The sequence below is a fragment of the Aquimarina algicola genome, from assembly GCF_006443095.1.
GTDB lineage: Bacteria > Bacteroidota > Bacteroidia > Flavobacteriales > Flavobacteriaceae > Aquimarina > Aquimarina algicola.
On the sequence record NZ_VFWZ01000004.1, the window covers coordinates 404,093 to 423,231 of the forward strand.

At 33.0% G+C, this 19,139-nt stretch carries 15 protein-coding genes; 12 read left to right on the top strand and 3 right to left on the bottom strand.

Annotation, left to right across the window (positions count from 1 at the left end; all coding sequences use genetic code 11):
- Positions 1-249: 249 nt before the first annotated feature.
- Together FHK87_RS15480 and FHK87_RS15485 are read right to left on the bottom strand one after the other, a co-directional pair.
- Positions 250-846: a PAS domain-containing protein gene (locus FHK87_RS15480; protein ID WP_140594660.1), complete on the bottom strand. Its 597-nt coding sequence runs from the start codon at positions 844-846 to the stop codon at positions 250-252.
- A gap of 285 nt (positions 847-1,131) precedes the next feature.
- Complete coding sequence (locus FHK87_RS15485; protein WP_140594661.1) at positions 1,132-1,650, bottom strand: hypothetical protein; 519 nt, start codon at positions 1,648-1,650, stop codon at positions 1,132-1,134.
- A 293-nt stretch (positions 1,651-1,943) separates the two neighbouring features.
- On the opposite strand from FHK87_RS15485, the gene FHK87_RS15490 reads away from it, so the two are divergent.
- On the top strand, positions 1,944-2,630 hold the full coding sequence (locus FHK87_RS15490; protein ID WP_140594662.1) for an ABC transporter ATP-binding protein: 687 nt from the start codon (positions 1,944-1,946) through the stop codon (positions 2,628-2,630).
- A gap of 123 nt (positions 2,631-2,753) precedes the next feature.
- Positions 2,754-4,211, top strand: a complete 1,458-nt coding sequence (locus tag FHK87_RS15495; protein WP_140594663.1) for a sodium:solute symporter — start codon at positions 2,754-2,756, stop codon at positions 4,209-4,211.
- On the opposite strand, the gene FHK87_RS15500 is transcribed toward FHK87_RS15495, so the two are convergent.
- Positions 4,188-4,550, bottom strand: coding sequence for a CoA-binding protein (locus FHK87_RS15500; RefSeq protein WP_140594664.1), 363 nt, complete (start codon positions 4,548-4,550; stop codon positions 4,188-4,190). The two genes, FHK87_RS15495 and FHK87_RS15500, sit on opposite strands and share 24 nt — an antisense overlap.
- Positions 4,551-5,035: 485 nt before the next feature.
- Between FHK87_RS15500 and FHK87_RS15505 the strand changes: the two genes are divergently transcribed.
- The 10 genes from FHK87_RS15505 (at position 5,036) to FHK87_RS15550 (ending at position 18,862) form a co-directional block, all read left to right on the top strand.
- Positions 5,036-6,823, top strand: coding sequence for a type VI secretion system Vgr family protein (locus tag FHK87_RS15505; protein WP_140594665.1), 1,788 nt, complete (start codon positions 5,036-5,038; stop codon positions 6,821-6,823).
- A 15-nt stretch (positions 6,824-6,838) separates the two neighbouring features.
- Positions 6,839-7,630, top strand: a complete 792-nt coding sequence (locus FHK87_RS15510) for a hypothetical protein (RefSeq protein ID WP_140594666.1) — start codon at positions 6,839-6,841, stop codon at positions 7,628-7,630.
- Positions 7,631-7,632: 2 nt separating this feature from the next.
- Complete coding sequence (locus tag FHK87_RS15515) at positions 7,633-8,634, top strand: PAAR-like protein (RefSeq protein WP_140594667.1); 1,002 nt, start codon at positions 7,633-7,635, stop codon at positions 8,632-8,634.
- 2 nt (positions 8,635-8,636) lie between these two features.
- Positions 8,637-9,293 (top strand): hypothetical protein, encoded by a 657-nt coding sequence (locus tag FHK87_RS15520; RefSeq protein WP_140594668.1) that lies wholly within the window; start codon positions 8,637-8,639, stop codon positions 9,291-9,293.
- A gap of 24 nt (positions 9,294-9,317) precedes the next feature.
- Positions 9,318-12,614, top strand: a complete 3,297-nt coding sequence (locus tag FHK87_RS15525) for a toxin VasX (RefSeq protein ID WP_140594669.1) — start codon at positions 9,318-9,320, stop codon at positions 12,612-12,614.
- A gap of 428 nt (positions 12,615-13,042) precedes the next feature.
- Positions 13,043-14,830 carry a type VI secretion system Vgr family protein gene (locus tag FHK87_RS15530; protein ID WP_140594670.1) on the top strand — a complete coding sequence of 596 codons (1,788 nt, stop codon included), beginning with the start codon at positions 13,043-13,045 and terminating at the stop codon, positions 14,828-14,830.
- Between the two features lie 32 nt (positions 14,831-14,862).
- Positions 14,863-16,125 (top strand): DUF3289 family protein, encoded by a 1,263-nt coding sequence (locus tag FHK87_RS15535; RefSeq protein WP_140594671.1) that lies wholly within the window; start codon positions 14,863-14,865, stop codon positions 16,123-16,125.
- A gap of 6 nt (positions 16,126-16,131) precedes the next feature.
- The gene (locus tag FHK87_RS15540) at positions 16,132-16,620 is read left to right on the top strand and encodes a hypothetical protein (protein WP_140594672.1); all 489 of its coding nucleotides are present in this window, start codon (positions 16,132-16,134) and stop codon (positions 16,618-16,620) included.
- 15 nt (positions 16,621-16,635) lie between these two features.
- Positions 16,636-18,297, top strand: coding sequence for a glycoside hydrolase family 19 protein (locus FHK87_RS15545; RefSeq protein ID WP_140594673.1), 1,662 nt, complete (start codon positions 16,636-16,638; stop codon positions 18,295-18,297).
- Entirely contained in the window at positions 18,269-18,862 is a 594-nt protein-coding gene (locus FHK87_RS15550; RefSeq protein WP_226294275.1) for a hypothetical protein, read from the top strand. Before FHK87_RS15545 ends, FHK87_RS15550 begins: the two co-directional genes overlap by 29 nt.
- Positions 18,863-19,139: the final 277 nt, after the last annotated feature.

Genomic DNA, 19,139 nt, shown 5'->3' on the forward strand with positions numbered 1-19,139 from the left:
AATCCAGAGCATTCAAAAAATTTATTCTATCATTATTTCACAAAAGAAGTAAACTAACTTGATGCAAACTCAAAGGTACCTAACCATTATACAATACTAGATTTTAAGGCAAGTTTCAGAGAATTAAACTCAACAATGCGGATTAAAACAAAGCCCAAAGTTTATCATGTAAAAAATCTTTAGGCTTGTATGGTTTAAAATCAAAAAAATTAAATTCTAAGTATAATTTTATATCAAATAGAATTGATACTATCTGAATAGTCTTACAAATAATCCTTTTCTCTTATGGTACTGTAGTTCTTTTAAGTCGACAGGTTTCTTTTCTTCAGATAAGCATATATCTTCTATAAATTCATCATAAGTCATTCCTTTTTCTTCTAAAAACCCGACTAAATACTTTTCAGAGACTTCAACACCTCTAGACTCTTCAATAGATAAGAGTTTTTTATACAAAGAACTTACTTTTTCTATAGTCTCTCTTGGGGGTGCTTTTCTTCTTGCAAAAAGAGAAACGATATCTCCTACCTCATCTACTTTTACTTCAAAATCGGTAATTACCCAATAATATCTACCATCTTTTGCGAGATTCTTTACTAATGCATGAATATTTTCTTTGGCTTGTAACCTTTGCCATAACCACTTAAAAATAACTTTTGGCATGTCTGGATGCCGAATCACATTGTGTGGCTGTCCTATTAATTCATGTTCTTCATATCCACATATTTGCATAAAGTAATCATTGGCATACTCTATAATTCCTTTTGGATCTGTTTTACTCATGATTGTCTCTTTAGGATCTAAGACAATTTCTACATCAATAGGTTCAGGTCGTTTTAGTACTTTCATATCATAGTTAATTTGGTTATTCAAGATTTGAGACAAAACTAAATGCAAATTGACTATCAAAAAATGACAAAAGTCATAGTATTACTAAGTTATTTATAGCACAAAAACCTTATCAAACAACTCATAATCAAATATATATAAAAAAATAAGGGAAGCCATCAACAAAAGAACGTTTAAAAAGTAATTTCCCTTCATAATATAAATATGAAAGGAAATTACTTTTTATGGGTTTCATAAATAAACAGATTAGAATACTTTCTACTACTCAATTAAACTCGTTTAAAATTAATTGAGTAATAATTTGTTTTCGTAGGTATCGGCTAGACAATCTTCGACATATTCGTCAAGTGTTTTGTGCTTTTTACTTAAAAAATCGGTCATATATTTTTCAGAAACCTCTATTCCCATAGATTTTTCTATAGATATGAGCTTTCTAAAAAATTCTTTTAAAACAAGGTGTTTTTCATTTGATGAAATTTCACTTTTTCTTGAAAAAGCAATAATTTTTCCTGAGTTATCAAATTTTGGTTTAATTTCTGTAACTGTCCAATGATTCACACCTGTATCTGTGTTGTCTTTTAGTAAAGTTCGTATTGATTTTCCGCTACATAATTTTACCCAGATATGTCGTAAAATTACTTTAGGAATACTCAAATCACAAGTAGCAATATTACTATTGATAACTTCGTCTGTATTATAATGATCTCTTTTAATAAAATCATTTGTTTTTTCTCTTTCTTCTGTTGCAACAATGTCTGCTTCTTTTATGACTGCATCATCAGCCAAATTAGCTCGTATATTCATAATAAGATTTTTGTGTTTTAAATGCTTTAGGTAAAAATACCCCTACATCATATGTCAAAAAATGACAAAAATCATGACCCTTTGCTACACAGAAGATCTCATTGTTAAACTTTTGTATAAAAAACATCTTCCTCTAAAAATTTTTAACATTATAATATTTTATCTAAGCATATACTGTAACAACAATGCCTCTAAGGCGTCATATTGCTTATAGTGTTTTAACTAATTATACGGTTGGGATCAAAATCACATCAATCTAAAATTGTATCTTAACCCTCTTTGAAGAATACTTTATGCAAAATGTTATAGAAATCAGAGGAATCATTAGAAACTTTCAATTAGGTCAAGAGACTGTTTATGTTTTAAAAGGGATTGATCTTGATATTGCACGTGGAGAGTATGTAGCAATCATGGGACCTTCGGGCTCAGGAAAATCTACATTAATGAATCTTTTGGGTTGTCTTGACACTCCTACTTCTGGTAGTTATATCCTTAATGGTAACGATGTAAGTAAAATGACTGATAATGAATTGGCGGATATTAGAAATAAGGAAATTGGTTTTGTATTCCAAACATTTAATCTTTTACCTAGAACTACCGCTTTGGATAATGTAGCTTTACCTATGGTATACGCAGGTATCTCCAAAAAAGATAGAGTTGTAAGAGCAGAAGAGGTATTAACAGATGTCGGTCTTTCTGATCGTATGGATCATAAACCTAATCAATTATCAGGAGGACAAAGGCAGCGTGTTGCAGTTGGAAGAGCACTAGTAAATAAACCCTCTATAATATTAGCAGATGAACCCACAGGGAATTTAGATTCTAAAACTTCTTTAGAGATTATGCAATTATTCGATGAAATTCATGCTGCAGGAAATACTGTAATTCTAGTTACTCACGAAGAAGAAGTTGCAGATCATGCACATAGAGTGATTCGTTTAAGAGATGGCATGATAGAAAGCGATGTAAGAAACAAATAAAATTACTCACTATTGTCCTGATACCTTATCAACAGATATCTTAAATCAGAAAATTGCAATAAATACAAAGTATTATAGTTAAGTCTAATTTTGTATTTTGGTGACTTATTATAATCAAAATTCATGCAGCCCATTCATATTTTACTCCTAATCGCTTGCTACTTTGGAATACTTCTATTAATCTCTTATTTCACGGGTAAAAATGCAGAAAATGATGCTTTTTTTAGAGCGAATAAACAATCCCCTTGGTATATCGTAGCTTTTGGTATGATTGGAGCATCTCTAAGCGGTGTTACCTTTATATCTGTCCCAGGATGGGTAGAAGGCTCTCAATTTAGTTACATGCAGGTCGTATTAGGTTTTTTTGCAGGGTATTTTATAGTTGCATTTGTATTAATGCCAATTTATTATAAATTAAATGTCACATCAATTTATCAGTTTCTAGAACAACGATTTGGTATCGTAAGTTATAAAACTGGTGCTTTTTTCTTTTTTATATCCAGAGTACTTGGTGCTGCTTTTAGATTATATCTGGTAGCTATTGTATTACAAAAATATGTTTTTGATGAGTGGAATGTGCCTTTTGAAATTACTGTAATTCTTTCTATAGTTTTAATTTGGGTATACACTTTCAAAGGAGGAATCAAAACTATCGTTTGGACAGATACCTTACAAACCTTATTTATGCTTTTAGCCGTCGCAGTTGCTATTTATTATATTAACAATAGTATCGATTGGTCTTTTTCTGATTTTTTGCATGCAGAAGATCTAAAAAAATATAATGACATATTTGTTTTTGACAGCTTTCTTGTAAAGAATCATTTTTTCAAATCTTTTATCGGAGGAATGTTCATCACAATTTGTATGACGGGATTAGATCAAGACATGATGCAAAAAAACCTGACTTGTCGTAATTTGAAAGATGCACAAAAAAACATGATTTCATTTAGTACTATTCTTATTGTAGTCAATTTTGTGTTTCTAACACTAGGAGCTTTATTATTTATTTATGCAGAGAGATTTGATATCGCTATCCCTGTTGTAGATGGTAAGGTAAAAACCGATTTATTATTTCCAGAAATTGCTATAACTGGAGGGTTAGGTATTATGTTAACCATTTTCTTCCTTTTAGGTTTAATTGCTGCGGCATATAGTAGTGCTGATAGTGCTTTAACCTCTCTTACAACTTCATTTTGCGTTGATTTTTTAGCAATAGAGAAAAAAGATAAAGATGATCAAATTAAGACTCGAAAAATAACTCATATTCTGATGAGTTTGGTATTAATTGTTGTGATTATCATATTTAAATATGTACTTAATGAAAATGTAATTAGTAATTTACTTACTGTAGCAACATACACTTATGGACCATTATTAGGATTGTATGCATTTGGTATCTTTACAAAATACAAAATACATGACAAATACAGTTGGATAGTAGCATTATGTTCTTTGCTTATTACTATAGTTATTGCTAATATTCCTCCAAAATTACTCGGAGGTTATCAAATAGGATATGAATTATTACCTTTTAATGGATTGATGACTTTTATTGGGCTAATATTGATTCGTCGAAAGTAGTACTAGTGTGCACGCCTCCTCTACCTGTATTCCATTTTTTTCAAACATCGCATATACTGCATTGTTTTCTGTACCTGGATTAAAAATAAGTCGTCTAGGGCTTAATTCGATAATAAAATTATAATAAGATTCTTGTTTACTAGGGTGTAGATATAAGCTTATCGTATCTATATCTTTAATTCCCTCTATCGAAGTTTGAATAGGTACTCCTGCTACAGAGCCTGTTTTTAAACCGACTGCAACTACTTCATGATTATGCTTCACCAAGCTTTGAATAGCTAGATTCGAATACCTTTCTTTTTTTAAAGAAGCTCCTAATATCAAGGTTCTCTTTTTCATTTTTTAGATTAATTTAAAGAATAAAGCCATTACTGTTTACATTTTGCCAATACGAGAATATAAACGTTAAAAACATCTCTAAAAATGTTAAAACATCTCATAATTTGTAACGTATTTCTAGCCTTCACGTCTCTTTAAGTATAAAGTTAAGGTTTTTCATAAATTTAGTTAGTTAGTTACGAAATAATAATCAGATTTTATTCATAGTTGATGGTTAGTGTTACTATTTGGTTATTATAGAAAACCGTCTCTACAAGTAGAGACGGTTTTTATTTTATACCATTAATACCATACATAATCAAGCCTTCTACCTAATTCTCACAGCTTGCAGTTAGCCAACTCACACAATTAATAATAATCCACAAAAAACTTTTTTATCAATAGTCAATACTAATATCCCTGAAAACAGGGTTGTATCCATATCTGTCTATTTATACTTTTACAATAAATGTTTTTCACGCAACTTATAAAATTTAAAATCTAGCATGGCACTTCAATCAAAGATTCAACTATTTATAGGAGGGGTTCCTATATTAGCTTTTAAAAGTATATCACTAGAACAAGAAATAGATCAACATCATGATCTGGAGTTAGTATGTAGAAAAGATGTCCTGGAAAATATAACCAGCACATCCGATGATGAAAGTAAAGATTATCTCGGACAAATCTTAGTCCTTAAAATAACCTCATTAAATACCTTTAAAGCATATAAAGAACTTAAGTTCAAAGGAGTGGTAACAGAAGTAAAAAGTACCAATGGATTTTTGTACCAACACTCTGATCTGATTGTGATCAAAGCAAAAAGCTGTTCTATTATCACTGATGACGGACCTCATTTTGCATCCTATAGTGATGCCAGCTTAGCGAATATCATTGATAATACTTTTCAGCTATACGATAGATCAAAATTAAATACAGTAATCAACCCCGGGTTCTCTGATACACTTCATTACAGTGTGCAAAATGGAGAAAGTAGCTTTCAATATGCTAGTCGTCTGGCAAAACAATATGGTGAATGGTTCTATTATGATGGAGAAGATCTTGTATTTGGAAAACCCAAAGATAATGAGCAAGTACTCTTGAACTATGGGCAGGATCTTCAGGAATTCTCAAGAAATATCAATCCAAGATCCAATAGCTATGCCTTCTTTACTAACGATTATCTCAATGATCAACAACATGAATTAGCAACACAGGCTGTAAACACAGGAATGAACAGCTATAACGGATTTGCTTCTAAAAAAAGTGAAGAAATATACCCTCACAAAACTAATGTATTTATAAACACCTACAATGATCCACAAATTAAACAACGACTTGATACACTTGTAGAACAACAGAAAAAATCTGAAGAAATCAATCAGGTGATTATGAGTGGAAAAAGTGATAATCCGGGAGTAAGTTTAGGAAAAGTAGTCAAAATACAAAATGGTCCAGGAGACTATACCTTTAGAATCACCAAAATAAAACACGAAACAACAGAAAACGGAAAATACAGTAATACCTTTGAGGGAGTATCTATAGCACAAGATGCGTCGCCAAAAACAAACATACGTTTACATCCAAAAAGTGATCATCAGGTAGCAATAGTCACTGATAATGCCGACCCAGAGGGATTAAGTAGAATAAAAGTACAGTTCTACTGGCAAAAACCTTTAGGGGAGTTCACCCCATGGTTAAGGGTATTAACACCACACTCAGGAGGAGAAAAAGGATTTCATTTTATCCCGGAAATTGGAGAAGAAGTACTCATAGGATTTGAAGGCGGTAATGCTGAAAGACCTTTTGTAATGGGAACATTATACAACGGAAACGCAAAATCCGCAGGATGGAATACCAAAAATAATGATGTCAAAGCCATAAGAACTCGTAGCGGGCATACTATAGAACTTAATGATGCCGATGGTAAAGAGTTCATCACAATCATTGACCAAAATGCAAATACAATACATATTGACACAGCCAATAACAACATTACCATTACAGCACTAGAAAAAATGACTCTCAATGCTAAAAATTTTGAGATGAATGTAGAGCAAGATGCTACTTTTAATATAGGGCAAAATACCAAAATAAAAACGGGGATGAGCTATGAAGCCTCTTCTCGTAGTCATACCAACACAGTAGAAGATAATATGACTACTTCGGTAGGTGGAGAGTTAGTTCAAAATAGCGGAAATGCAGAGATACAAAGTAGACAAAACATGAAAATTGCTTGTGGCGCTACAGCTTCTTTTCAAGGAGGCGGTAATGTAAAAATCAGCAAAGGATAACAATATAAAAACATCATGATACGATATAAATTCAATATAGAAGAAGCAGGATTAGAACTTCCTAAAAATGGAGTTGAAACATATACATTAGATAGTTTTTATCCTGTTAATTACTCAAAAAGCATAACATGTAATTGTAAAAAAGAAGTCATTGTTGAGATAACTTCTAAAGAGGAAACTCCATATATGAGATATTTGCATATATATGTATCACATTCATATTTTAAGTTTTCAGAAGGTTCTCTTGCCATGCGAGACATCTTAAAAAAAGTTGCTTCAATATATAATAGAATAAGAATTAGCATTTCTCATCAAGGAGAAATTAAAAGCATAGACAATATCGAGGAACTACAAGAAAAATGGAAGGAAATAAAAAGCTATATAGCGGAAAGATATAAAGGAGAGTATGTAGAGCGATTTGTTCAAAAAACAGACGAAACATTAGCCGATGAATCCAAAATTATAGAAGAAATAGCTTCATATACACATTTTGGACTTTTATTAAAACCATTATATCAACAATACTCTTCAGAAAAAAGTATCATATTACCTCAACAATTACAAACTAGATATGGTAAAATTGTTGTTGATCAGAAAATATCTTTAACATCTGTAGAAGATACAGGTCAGGTAAAACTAAACCTCAGTGCTCAGCACCCCAAAAAAGAAGAATATATAAATGCTGAAGAATCTTTTACTTTTTTACAGCAAAAAAATTCATGGATCGAAAGTGCTGCAATTTCTATAAATGAAAATTACGGCCGAAAAGTATACAATAGTAATTTTAGTATTATCAAAAAATCTTAATTATGCCAGGACAATTTGTAATCAATGGTGCTACATTAAAATGCCCATTATGTTCTAGCAGTGGTAAACTAGTAGTATCACATGCAGAAGTTGAAATGCAAGATACACAGTGGGCGACTGATGCGGATAAGAGCAAATCCAATTTGGTTTTTAGCGGAGTTTGTAAAAAATGGAAAAAAAACCCTCCTCCATGTGCCAGTGTAATTTCTCCCACAAAATGGAAACGCACAGCAGATAGTGTAGCCGTTGATGGTAAATTAGCACTTTTAGACTCATCAACCATCAAATGTGCAACAGGAGGTAAAACAATCACAATTACTAATACTGCACAAATTGATATTCCGACAGATTTACCCGATATACAAGAAGAAGAAGAAACGCAAGAAGAAGTAAAAACAAGTGAATGGACAGATCCTGTACAAGATCCTGAAATTACACTATTCACATTTAGTGGAAATTATCGTCCTAAAGGAAGTACATTTGGAGGCGTAAGAAGAAGAAGTAATGGCTCAGTACGTAACCACACTGGATTAGATATATTTGCAGAAGCTGGTACAGAACTTTATGCCTGCCTAGATGGTGTAGTTGATCAAATTTATACCGGTCCGGGGTTTGGATTGGTCGTGGTTATAAAAATAGATAGCATTGACGATCTTAAAAACGCTAGAAATCAATACGCTTTAACATATGGCCCCGACGAAATAGAACAAGGCAGTGCGTTTAATTATGATGGTAACATTTTCTTGAGATATGCACATCTTCAAGAAGCAAGTGTAAATGCGGGTGATATTGTAAAATCAGGTGATGTTATTGGGTTATCAGGCGTATCTGGTAATGCTAGTGGTACAAGAGCACCTCATTTACATTTTGAAATCGCTAATATGGCAAGATCAAGAGGTTTAGCTAATAAAATAAATCCTGCATTTTTTGTAAATCATAAGTTGGCTGAAGATGCCAACAGAGCACATCAGGAACTCATTGCACAACGAGCACATAGAGCATAGACATGAAAACCATTTATAATAGCATTTTTATTTTATTCCTATCTTTTATTGTTGCTTGTAACAATAGTAAAAACACATTAGATCATACATTAGCATTTTCTAAAAGTCAAAAGGTCAATGAGAATCAAATAGATGACTCAATTACTTATAATAAATTTGAACCGAGAAATAGTATATCTTATACTGGAGGAGATAGTCTTATTGTAGAAAAAGTTGTTCAAATAAACACACTAACGCTTATAACAGGAATATCAAAAATACATAATGATGGGGTTAGGTTATATGCCGTTGACCAAGAGTATAATCTATTATATCAATCCAAAGGCCAAGAGGATAGCTGGCGTTTAAATCTAAATTTTTACAAATCTAAAAAAGGAAAAAACATAGTCATACTTGCAGAAGTTGGTGCCGAAGAAAGTTGGGGTGCTTATGTCTATTTATATGATGGAGAAAAATTTAAAGAACTTGACTTTTTAGATTTTGTAGCACTTAATAGTTATAAAGAATCACAAAGTATAATCCCCTTTTTAGAAATCACAGAAAAAAGAAATACATCCATTCAATTAAGCAGTACATCAAAAGCAATCTTTTTGAATAATGTAACTCAAAAAGAAGTAAATGCAAAAGATTTGATATTCACATATCACTTTGAAAACTAATAAAGCACAAAAATAAAATTATCAATGGCTACAGATACAGCACCAACTCAACAAGAAACTACAGGAGCAGATACACCGGCAGATCATACAGAAGGCGCTAATATGACCACATTTTGTGTGAATGAAAATGAAGAATTATGTATCAATTTTGAGAATAAAATAAGATTATATTTTTTACGATACGGTTTATTTGCTAAGCATAGAAAAGAAGAACATCTTATCGTTCCGCAATCAGCAGAAGATGAAGAAGCAGAAATCATAGTTTTAGAAAATGCTCCTACAATTACAACCACTGATCCTGATCCAGAAGCAGAACCTGACCCAGATTCTAACGAAATCAAACATTTTTATGTAGCACCTACAGCTTTAAATTCGGGATACTTATACTTATTTGATGAAGACGATAAGGATCTTTTTTATGAATATAAAATACATATAGATGGTAGGGCTGCTACTGTTTATGAACCCGTTTATGAAGAAGAACAACGAAAAGAAACAGGAGAATTACTGGACATTAGAGAACCTTCTGGAGAAATGGAAGTGAACAAACATTTTAAGGAAGGGCAAAAATTATGGATAGGCTTTTCTAATGTACAGTGGCCGGCTAAGTATCATGAAAAAATGCGAACTGCATCTGCTGATGAAAAAAGACAAAAAGGTATGGTATTTATCGATTGCAGTGGTTTTGAGAGAGGAGGTACAAGCAATCAAGAGCATGTAAAAACATATCAAGAAATAAGAGCTACATTCACAGAAGATCAAAAAGCTTCAAAAGATTGGATGGAAAATACTTTAGAGGCAGTCCAGAAACACGATGCTAATTTAGGAGAAAGTGAAAATCCTCCTATATGGAAAGATATGTTTGTTACACTCCCCGATCCTATTGGTTGTGCTCTTGACATCACCAAAGCTATCTGTAAAGAAATTATAGAGCATAGAGCATATATAGAATGTGCCCGGTCGGGTAGAGATGCTGATGTTGTAGCTCGAGCAATGATCAATGGAGAAGCTCCAGATACTTACACAAGTATTGAACAAGATAGAGTGGCAATGTTTTCTTTAGCTCAAATGACATACAAGCTTGTCTATAATGATGAAGAAATGATAGAGATGTATGATGGCGGAGTACCGCGAACAAGAAGGTCTCAAAGTGATAGGCAAATATCAAGACATGGGATTAGATATAGGGATGATGGAATTGAAGGAATAGACCGTCAAAAATTAGAAAATGTATTAGGATTTACAACGCGTAAAACAAACAGAAGACTCATAAGAAATCTACAGAATGATCTTTGTGTATTTATTAAACATCAATATTACGAAGAAGCCTATATACATCATAAAGGAGGAACACCGTACAATATTCTTGAAGGGAAACTAGCTTGTATGCAGCCTTGTAGAGTACTTGCTATTAACCCTAGAGATATCGATAGATCAATGGATCTAGAAAATAATGCTGAATTAGAAATAGAAGATCAACAACATCTACTTCATAGCCAATGTGTTGTTGACTTTCTATTAAAAGAAAGTGATATTCCTGTTTATGATGTATTTAAAGAAGACATAGAAATAGATCAAAGCCAATCACCGAGTGACAGTTACTGGATAGATTTTACCAATAAAATAGCAGGATATATTAATTCTTCTATAGAGACATACGCAGAAAGGAGTGTTATACAAATTATGACACAAGAAACAGTTTTTACTCACCTTGAAGCTAGGTTTACAGGAGTAAAAATAAAGACATTAACGCCTGGTGGTCAGAGTACACCTGTAATCGACTTTAGAACCAGTAATTTTCAAGAAGTTTTAGCTAGAAGTAATGCTCAACTCGATACTTCAAGACTTACTTCTCACACCTATAGAGCAAGAACTAATCCTTCTAATTTTATTACAAGATTCAGACAACAAGGATCTCAAATTGATATTTTAGGAACAAACAGTAGAGGAACGTTAGCCAGAATACCAATTATAACTACCGAAAGCCGAGAAGTTACAGTACAAAGTCCAAGAGCTGAAACCGCAAGCAACATACAAGGGAGTTCGGCATTTACAGGATCTTTGGCTCTACTACAAGCTTTTAACATTGCTAATGCGTTTAATGGTCTTTCAGAACCGCAAAATCAAGACCTGTTTGGATATGTATCTTTTGCCGGAACTGCTGCTGATTTTACAGCTGCAAGTCTTGCTTATACTCAATCTGTAAGCTCATCTTTGGCAGGTAGCTCTTCTTTAAGTGCTGCAACTCGCTATATCGGTCTTGCCGGCTCTGGAGTCACTGTAATTATGTGTGGCTGGAGTGCCCACAGACGAGGACAAAGTAGAGACAGTGATGCTGCATTGGCTTATGCAGGTGCTGCCGCAGCATTTTCTATCGCTACCATAGCAGGCCTGACTGCGACAACAACTACCGGAGCCGCTATTGCAACAGCTGTTTTTGGATCCACCGCATTATTAGGTCCTATTGGATGGATTGCCGGAGCGATCGCTATTGGATTATATATGTTAGCAACTTGGTTAACAGATTCACACCTCGAAGCTTTCTTCAAAAACTTTTCTTTTAGCGATAATATAAGTTTTCCTTTGAATGGAAGAACAACATGTGAGTACAATAGAGATTTCTTTGCCTCTAGAACAGTACTTTCTAATTTAAACAATACTTTTTCTGTTTTTGGTGATATGGATATGCGCCATATAAATAGTTTTAAAGACGAATTAGCTATTCTGACCAATATGGTTGTCTTTTATAATATTCAATTAGCAGCAAGTGGAAATAGAAACAGTAGGTTTCAATTTGATAGAGAATCAGGTTTTCTATCACAACGAGTAAGTCTTCATACAGAATTTACCGCAACACTGACTGTTGGTAATTTCTTATTAGCAAAAGAGCAATTGGATTATAGGGTATTCTATGCATCGGGCGGTATGGGAAGAGATGTGATTTATGAAATTCAACCACAACAAATTGGAGATATAGTGATAGAACCTGATCCAGAAAATAATACCAGAACTAATGCTGCAATACGGTTTAGAATACCTCATGATCAATTAACGAGTAACCCAGTAGGAGATCATCGTATACTTTTTGTATTTAGGTTAGACTTAGGTGGAGGAAATTATTTTCCGGCATTATATGAATCTGATGCAGGTCAGGAAAAATACATATATACTTCTGCATCTATATTATCAGATATATATAGAATGGATAGACAAGGTAATCTTGAAGACATGCCTTTGCCAGTTCTTGGTCGATTTGGAGCTACTGAGGTAAAAATAGCTACACTTTCTACTATTTATAATGATAAATTGTGGCGTAATTAGAGAAAAGTAGTTTTATTTTTTATACCAATACTATATAAAATCACCAATACCATTATTTAGAATAATTCTAAGCGTGCAGTTTTTGTGCCGGAAAATCCGGGACGTTATTTTCATTATGAAATAACGTCCCGGATTTTCCGGCATATCATTTTCAACAAAAAATCAAGTCTCCAAAAATCAGACAACCGTAATTAGCATATTGTATTGAAGCCGCCATTTCCTGCTTATTTTTTCATCAAAAATGAATTACATAGCTCTTTTAAGTAATATTCATCAGAAGTAGATATTTTTTTAAATACGATTATTCTTTTGTATCAATTTCTAAAAATCATGCAAATACCCCTGAAAACAGGGTTGTATTCGTAACGATCTATGTATATTTTTACAGTTGATGTTTTTCACATAACTCACAAAACTCTAAACCTAACATGGCACTTCAATCAAAGATTCAACTATTTATAGGAGGGGTTCCTATATTAGCTTTTAAAAGTATATCACTAGAACAAGAAATAGATCAACATCATGATCTGGAGTTAGTATGTAGAAAAGATGTTCTGGAGAATATAACCAGCACATCTGATGATGAAAGTAAGGATTACCTCGGACAAATCTTAGTCCTTAAAATAACCTCATTAAATACCTTTAAAGCATATAAAGAACTTAAGTTCAAAGGAGTGGTAACAGAAGTAAAAAGTACCAATGGATTTTTGTACCAACACTCTGATCTTATTATCATCAAAGCAAAAAGCTCTTCTATCATCACTGATGACGGACCTCATTTTGCATCCTATAGTGATGCCGGCTTAGCGACTATTATTGATAATACTTTTCAACTATACGATAGGTCAAAATTAAATACAGTAATCAACCCCGGGTTCTCTGATACACTTCATTACAGTGTGCAAAATGGAGAAAGCAGCTTTCAATATGCTAGCCGTCTGGCAAAACAATATGGTGAATGGTTCTATTATGATGGAGAAGATCTTGTATTTGGAAAACCCAAAGATAATGAGCAAGTACTCTTGAACTATGGGCAGGATCTTCAGGAATTCTCAAGAAATATCAATCCAAGATCCAATAGCTATGCCTTCTTTACTAACGATTATCTCAATGATCAACAACATGAATTAGCAACACAAGCTGTAAACACAGGAATGAACAGCTATAACGGATTTGCTTCTAAAAAAAGTGAAGAAATATACCCTCACAAAACTAATGTATTTATAAATACCTACAATGATCCACAAATTAAACAACGACTTGATACACTTGTAGAACAACAAAAAAAATCTGAAGAAATCAATCAGGTGATTATGAGTGGAAAAAGTGATAATCCGGGAGTAAGTTTAGGAAAAGTAGTCAAAATACAAAATGGTCCCGGAGACTATACCTTTAGAATCACTAAAATAAAACACGAAACAACAGAAAACGGAAAATACAGTAATACCTTTGAGGGAGTATCTATAGCACAAGATGCGTCGCCAAAAACAAACATACGTTTACATCCAAAAAGTGATCATCAGGTAGCGATAGTCACTGATAATGCCGACCCAGAGGGATTAAGTAGAATAAAAGTACAGTTCTACTGGCAAAAGCCTTTAGGGGAGTTTACCCCATGGTTAAGGGTATTAACACCACACTCAGGAGGAGAAAAAGGATTTCATTTTATCCCAGAAATTGGAGAAGAAGTACTCATAGGATTTGAAGGCGGTAATGCTGAAAGACCTTTTGTAATGGGAACATTATACAACGGAAACGCAAAATCCGCAGGATGGAATACCAAAAATAATGATGTAAAAGCCATAAGAACTCGTAGCGGGCATACTATAGAACTTAATGATGCCGATGGTAAAGAGTTCATCACAATCATTGATCAAAATGCAAATACGATACATATTGATACAGCCAATAACAACATTACCATTACTGCACTAGAAAAAATGACTCTCAATGCTAAAAACTTTGAGATGAATGTAGAGCAAGATGCTACTTTTAATATAGGGCAAAATACCAAAATGTTTACAGGGATGAATTTTGAGAGTTCGTCTCTTAATCACTCTAATACGGTAGAAGATCAAATGACTACTAACGTTGGTACTCGATTTACTCAAAATAGTGGAGACGCTCAAATCTTAAGCAAAACCAATATGAAAATTGCCTGTGGGGCAGTAGCAGTATTACAAGGTGGTGGTAATGTAAAAATCAGCAAAGGATAATAAGTAACTTTTTTTTCAAAAAAACATAAATCATGGCAGGACAATTTGTGATTAATGGTGCTCAACTTAAATGTCCTTTATGCTCATCTAGTGGAAAATTAGTAGTTAGTTCTACTCAGATAGAGTTACAAGATATTAATTGGGCTACAGATGGCGATAATGCAAAATCTAACCTTGTTTTTGACGGGGTTTGCAAAAAATGGAGAAAAAACCCTCCTCCATGTGCAAGCGTAATTTCTCCAACACAGTGGTCAAAGACCGCAGACTCAGTAACTATTGACGGCCAAACAGCGTTATTAGAGGACTCTACCATACAATGTTCTACAGGAGGAGTAGACATATCTGTGACAAATACAGCTCAGACTGAGACTCCAACAGATTTACCAGTACCTGAAATCAAGGATATTGAAGTTCCTTTTTATGTAGAACGATATAGAGTCCCCGGACTCAATGAGGATGGAACTGCAATTGCAAATGATATGGCATATGGTAATGGAGTGATCAGCAGTTCAATATACTCTGAACAAGAGATTGAAAGTTACAAACAGCAATATGAACAGAATGGTTTTAATGAATCAACTCATCTAAAATTTGCTAACGGAGACCAAGAAACAGAAAAAGCTGTATATACTACACAAGAAATTACAGCTACAAGGCCTGTACTCTTTAGAATGACTCGATACCTAAATCCTGATTTTACTCTTTTTGCTGATTTTAGAATAATGGCTTCTGCACTTTCTTTAGGAGAATTAGACACAAATATTGGTTTAATGATCGATAGGTTTCAAAGTAATCAAGGTGGTATTTATGAAAATGATGCATTAAACCAAGCAGCAATAGAAAGCTCTGCTACAAAACGTTTTTGTGAATCTATAGAACGAACGATTACACAAAGAATTCAAAGTTCTGGAGGAGATATCTCTGCGGCAGAGAATACAGCTATCAGATGGCAAAGAAGACCTGGAGCCTCTCCTTCTTTTGCAAGAGGAGAAGACAATAATTTATTGAGAGGCACTACAATAGCCGTTAATGACGTTTGGAGTTACGAAGTAAGCATTGTAGAGTATACCAAAAAAAAAGATGGATATGATATTAAATATGAAGTCATCTATTGGGATCATTTTGGATTAGACCTTCCAGATATGGAAAAGTTTTATTCTTATGGAGCAGGTTTTAGAGCATGGTTCGTACTACAACATATTAGAGGTTATAAACCATTTTTAACCAAAATGACTTTTGAAAAAGAGTTCTTTGCATATGCCCCTTCTTTTTTGAACGATATGGATAGAGCATAAAAAAAAATGATGAAAATAAATTTGGTAATAGTATTATTTGTATTTATAATTTCAAATAGTTGTTCGCAAAAAAAACAAAACATAATAATTCCTTTAGAAAACATGGATTTTTCAGGAATCGTTGCTACGTCAAATAATGAAGATAAAAAAGGATTTATTAGATATCTCTTGGTTGACAACCCTTCTAGTGATCAAAAAGAATTAGTCAGTATACTAAAAAAATATGCCGATAGCATTGTTGATGAAAACAGAATTGGTAAAAATTTTGATGAATGTAATATCAACTTTTACAAAAAAACCAGTAAAACCAGCGAGTTCATCGGTACAGAAAAGGATTTTTATCAAGCTCAACACGATTTAGGAGACTATGATCAAGATTATATTGGATCTTATGAAATGATCCAATGTAATAGGGATAATATTGAGAAAAAATGGATTTTACGTATACAGAATCCTTATCAAGAAATTGTGATTTATGACTATTGCAAACCTTAAAATCTAATCAGTTACATGAGTGAGGAAACAACAAACCCAGGATCTATAGAAGAGTTACTAAGACAACGAAATGATAGAATCTTAAATCGTTGGGGCAGCGAAAATTTTTTGAATAATGCCGAGCAAAATACAATAGCCACCAATGAAGTTGAAGAAACATTGATAGACGCCTATTTTGCAGAAAAGAAGATCGAAACTGTTGAAACTGACGAATTAGGGGGTACTTATACGTATTCTTTTAATAATCCAAATACAATAACTGACGAAAATCGTAATCGCATCGCCGGAATCATAATAAGCAATTCACAAGAATCGCTTGAACAAAATAATCAATATCTTACTGTGGAAGATGTTTTACAAGCAATGCCGAATGGAACATATGCCGCACAGTCTACTATCGACATACAAACCAGAAAACTAGAAGAAAGAAATCAGTTTGAAAGAATTAATTCTGGTGTGATTGGTAAAGATGCATATATTGTAGTTTATGGTTTTTTCCCGGAAGGAACAGAAGGTACTATTTTAATAAAAGAAAAAGAACCTAAACTTACAGAAGCAAATGATTCTTTACAAGTTCAAATATATCAAAATGAAGAAGATACAAACCCATCTACAACAAGAGAATTAACTGCTGTTTTTGAAAATAATGGTACTGCTGCTGTAAAAATCAAATTTCACCCGGGAGATGATGATACTTTTGAAGATTGGAAAGAAGCGCTAACACTACCTCAACAAGAAGAAGGTGGAGCTGTAGAAACTAGTATAAGACCCAGACAAAGACCTGACAACTTAGGGCAGCAAGAAGCCAATATCCAAGCAGAGAACGGTCAACCGCAAGATGATGGATTAGAAATCATAAAAAATTATGCTGAACTTTATTTGGATGTTACAGTTTCTGGACAACGTACTTTTCAAGAAGAATTTTTAAAACCAGATTATAAATTCTTTAAATTAACAGATTGTTGTTCGGCTGAAATAACTCTAGAACAACTTAGCACTATATTTACGGCTACTTCCGATTCTGATTTAACTGCAATGAAAAATGCTTTTAATGAAGCTTTCGAAAAGTTTTCTATGAATACCTGTTTAAATAAAGCACATTTCTTTGCTCAAGTAAAGCAAGAAGTAGGTAATAATGTTGATGTAGAAGATACTGCAGAGAATATGAATTACTCAGTTGCAAGACTACTTGAAAAATTTTCATATTTTAAGAGAAATCCCGCTGAAGCTAGATTATATGGTAGAGCACCCGGGCAATCTGCAAATCAAGAAGCCATAGCAAATCGGGCCTATGCGAACAGAATAGGAAATGGAAACGTTGCAAGCGGTGATGGATGGAATTACAGGGGTAGAGGCTTTATTCAACTTACTGGACGTAGCAATTATAACGATGTGAATCAAATCATACAATCATTATATCCTGAATCAGGAATTGATATCGTAGCTGATCCTGTAGCTGTGTCTAGTGATGTAAGAATTGCTATGATTTCTGCAATGGCGTACTGGGTACATAACGGACTAGTTGCCCTTGCTAATCAAGGAGATGAAGATAGTCATGTAAACGCTATCACTGCTGTTATCAATCTTAATACAGACAGTTACGCTTCCAGAAGAAATCATTTTACAACAACAAAACAAGTTTTTATTAATGATTGTGGAACAACAGATGCAAGTTAATATCATCAGATATTATAGTATGAGCATACTCATCATTTTGTATATTGTACTAAGTGCCTGTAAACCTATTTATAACTTAAAATCTAATACGTCTACGAATGTATCTGATCAATCTGCTACTGTAAATCCAAATGACTTCTCTCAACATAAATCCGATTCTATCCAACTTAAAAATGGTTACGTAGCAATTTTAAAGAATAAGAAACTTTCTATTCATCATCCAAAATCAGGAATATCTTTTTCAAATAATCAAATCATTAGGCTTCAAGACGAAACCGGTAATTGTTTTTCAGAAGGGTTTATGAAAATTTTTAGCAAGGATATGGACATCGTTTTAGAACAACAAATTTGTTCTTCAAAATTTATAATTAATGAAGCAACAACTTTAAAAATTAATACTTCTACTCCTTCAATTTTTTTGAATAAAATAGTGTATACGAAAACAGCAAAGAACAATCCAGATAGTATTATCAAACCAAAAGTCTTTGACCAAAAAGATTTTGGTCAAATTCCACTAAAAAAAATCAATCTTGATTCACTATATATGCTCTTGAATAATAAATAATCAATGGAACAATTATCTATAATTTTGCTGAATTTCTACAATATTTGAATGTTATTTTATGAGTCTAAATACATTTTTAAATTCTTTATAAAAAACTGATTCTTAATCATAAACATTCACAAAATGCAATTATTAAGGGTCTAAAATCACGTTAACGTTAAATAATTGCAAAAAAAACTCATTTTTTGTAACAGTTGGGAATTTATAACGTTTAATATAATGTAATCATGGTTATGATTTATTTGAATTAGCCTTTAAAAAATTAGTAACCGAGTTT